General features: G+C 38.3%; 1 protein-coding gene. It reads right to left on the bottom strand.

Going from position 1 to position 3038, the window contains the following annotated elements:
- Positions 1-191 precede the first annotated feature (191 nt).
- Complete coding sequence (locus ACMZ6U_RS09870; RefSeq protein ID WP_416108265.1) at positions 192-2933, bottom strand: cation-translocating P-type ATPase; 2742 nt, start codon at positions 2931-2933, stop codon at positions 192-194.
- Positions 2934-3038: the final 105 nt, after the last annotated feature.

The following is a 3038-nucleotide window of genomic DNA, read 5'->3' as shown; positions in this document are numbered from 1 at the left end:
GCAATAATGAGTTGTCCAACTTTTTGGGGTCAGTACAGAACCAGTGTTTTTATAATCAATGAATTAGCTTTCAGAAAAGCCCATAACATGCAACATGTTGATACCCCAAAGCCTCATGATGGGGTTTTGAGGTCTTAGCCTAGAAATCAAAAAGTAAAGAGTATCGAAATTTATTCAAAAACTATCGTTTTCTAAGCAGCTGTTTTACGAATAACTTTAGTAATAAGATAAACCAAAGCTGTTATAACAAGGCTAGCCAACAAAAGGATAAGTAATGTATCTGTTCTTAAGGCTCTTGTTCCTAAAATATCATTGAAGAAAGGTAGATAAATCGCCATAGCTTGCATGATAAGACTGAAACATAAAGCTAATATTAGTAACTTATTTTTGAATAATGAACGATCTAATCCAAAACCTTTCTGACACCTTACATTAAAGATATGAGCTAATTGAGCTATGGTCATGAACGTAAATGTCGCCGTTTGAGCATAAGCTAAGGTTTCACCTAACATGATATGGAAATAGTAAAAGAGTCCAAATGCAGCGATACCAATAGTGATACCACTACAAATAATTGTTGATAAAAACTTAACATTAACTAGACCACTTTTAGCATCCCTAGGCGGTCTTTGCATCACATCTTCTTCTGCTGTTTCATAAGCCAAAGCGATAGCAGGTCCTACATCAATGAGTAAGTTTAACCATAAAATATGCAAGGGCTGAATTGGCATCGGCAATAAGAAAATAATCGTAAATAAAATGGCACTTATTTCGACCATATTACAAGCAAATAGGAAAGAAACGTATTTTTTGATATTTTCAAAAATAATCCTTCCTTCTCTAACAGCCTCCACGATAGTTGAGAAACGATCATCTGTTAAGATCATATCAGAAGCTTCCTTGGCTACTTCGGTACCACGAATTCCCATAGCGACACCAATATTAGAGCCATTCAAGGCTGGGGCATCATTAACACCATCCCCTGTCATAGCAACAATCTCACCATGTGCTTGCAAAGCTTCCACTAATTGTAATTTATTTTCTGGTGAAACCCTAGCAAATACTGCCGTATCATGGACACGTTCAATAAAACCAGCTTGGTCATGTTCTTGATCAATCTCTGCACCAGTCATGGTATTTTCCCAATGACGAATCCCGATGTCTTTAGCAATCATCGAAGCTGTCTTTGGATGATCTCCTGTAATCATCTTAATGCTTATGCCAGCTTCCTGCGTTTGTTGGATTGATTTTGCGACATCCTTTCGAGGTGGATCTACAATCCCAAATAAGCTTTCGATTTCTAGCTCTTGACGATGATTAGCTAGCCAGTCTGGCATATTTTTCTCAATTGAGGAACGATCTTCTTCTGAGACAAAAGTACTAGCCAAAGCCAAAGAACGCATGCCCTTTTCAGCTATTTCTTCAATATTATCCTGCCAAAAAGTATGAGTGTCTTCATCAACTTTTACGAGTGACAACAGAACATCTGGTGCACCTTTTAAGATAAATTGTATTCGCTTGTCTGGCCATTGATAACAAACTGCCATGTATTTATTTTCAGAATCAAAAGGGATTTCATTAACTTTTTCAAAGCCATACTGACTAAGCTTTTCTGGAGTCAGTTTCCCCTTATAGCCGAGGACTTTTAACGCACCATCAGTTGGATCACCTTTTATGCTATATTCTCCCTCATCCTCATCAGATGCTTCTAAACGAGCATTACTGGATAAAAAAGCATTGAGAAGGATAGCTTGTAAATGATTATCTTCAGAAACTTCCCTACTATCAAAGGATGTTATAAACGTTTCATCTATATCAATATCATAAGTTTGATTACCCTTGCTTATCTCTCCTTCTGGTACATAGCCTGAACCTGAGACCTTGTAATCGTCGCCAGTTTTGGTAATAATAACCTCTACCATCATCTGATTTTCTGTAAGGGTACCAGTTTTATCACTAGCAATGACCGAAGTTGATCCTAGAGTCTCCACTGCTGATAGGGTCTTGACTAAAGCTTGATGAGTAGCCATGGTTTTCATGCCATTTGAGAGGGTAATCGTTTGCACCGCTGGCATGGCTTCTGGAATAGCTGCGACCGCGAGTATAATAGCAATATGCAATATATCAGTTAATGCTTGACCATTAATCAAGCCGATAACAACTACTAGAACAGCCGCTACAATAGCTAGTAAAATCAGAGATTTCCCCAACTTAGAAATTTCTTTATCCAGTGGTGTCTTGCTGTCCTGATTCCCTGACATCATATCTGAGATTTTACCAACCTCTGTATCCATCCCTGTACCGGTCACAAGAGCTAGTCCTTGTCCTCTGGTGACTGAGGTTCCTGAAAAGACCATGTTGAGACGATCACCTACTGGTACTTCTTCGTCAAAAATAGCTGCAGCATCTTTATCAACTGCCTCAGATTCACCTGTTAAGGCTGACTCAATAACAGCTAAATTATTGGCTTTAATCAGCCGACCATCAGCAGCGATGGCATCACCTGTATGGAGAATCATCACATCTCCTGGGACCAACTCAGAAGATTCAATATCGCTTTCCACACCCTCACGTAAGACGGTAACATGCGTAGTAACCATCTTTTGCAGGGCATCCACTGATTTTTGCGCCTTTAACTCTACAAAAAAGCCTGTTAATATCGAAATCAGCAAGGCTAGGAAAACCGCAATTCCTTCTATCCATTCACCCATCATAAAGGAAAGAAGCATGGCAAAGCCTAATAAGTAAACAATAATATTATTGAGATTTTCTAGCAATATCTCAAATGGAGACTTGCTATCGTTTTCCTCTAAGATATTCTCGCCATACTGGTCACTCTGTTGTCTGACCTGAGCCTTGGTCAAGCCGTTCTCAACATCTACCTCATAGCTTTGAATAATATCGTCTAACTTTTTTTGGTAATTCTTCTCCATATACGCCTTCTTTCTATTTTAATTTTCTTACTATTTAATTATACCATAAGATGGCCATCTAGAAAAGATAAAACCACATGTTTTTTTTAACATGTGGTTACTTTG

It is taken from the genome of Streptococcus pluranimalium (assembly GCF_047785745.1).
Lineage (GTDB): Bacteria > Bacillota > Bacilli > Lactobacillales > Streptococcaceae > Streptococcus > Streptococcus pluranimalium_B.
This window is presented reverse-complemented; position numbering and strand designations above follow the sequence as displayed.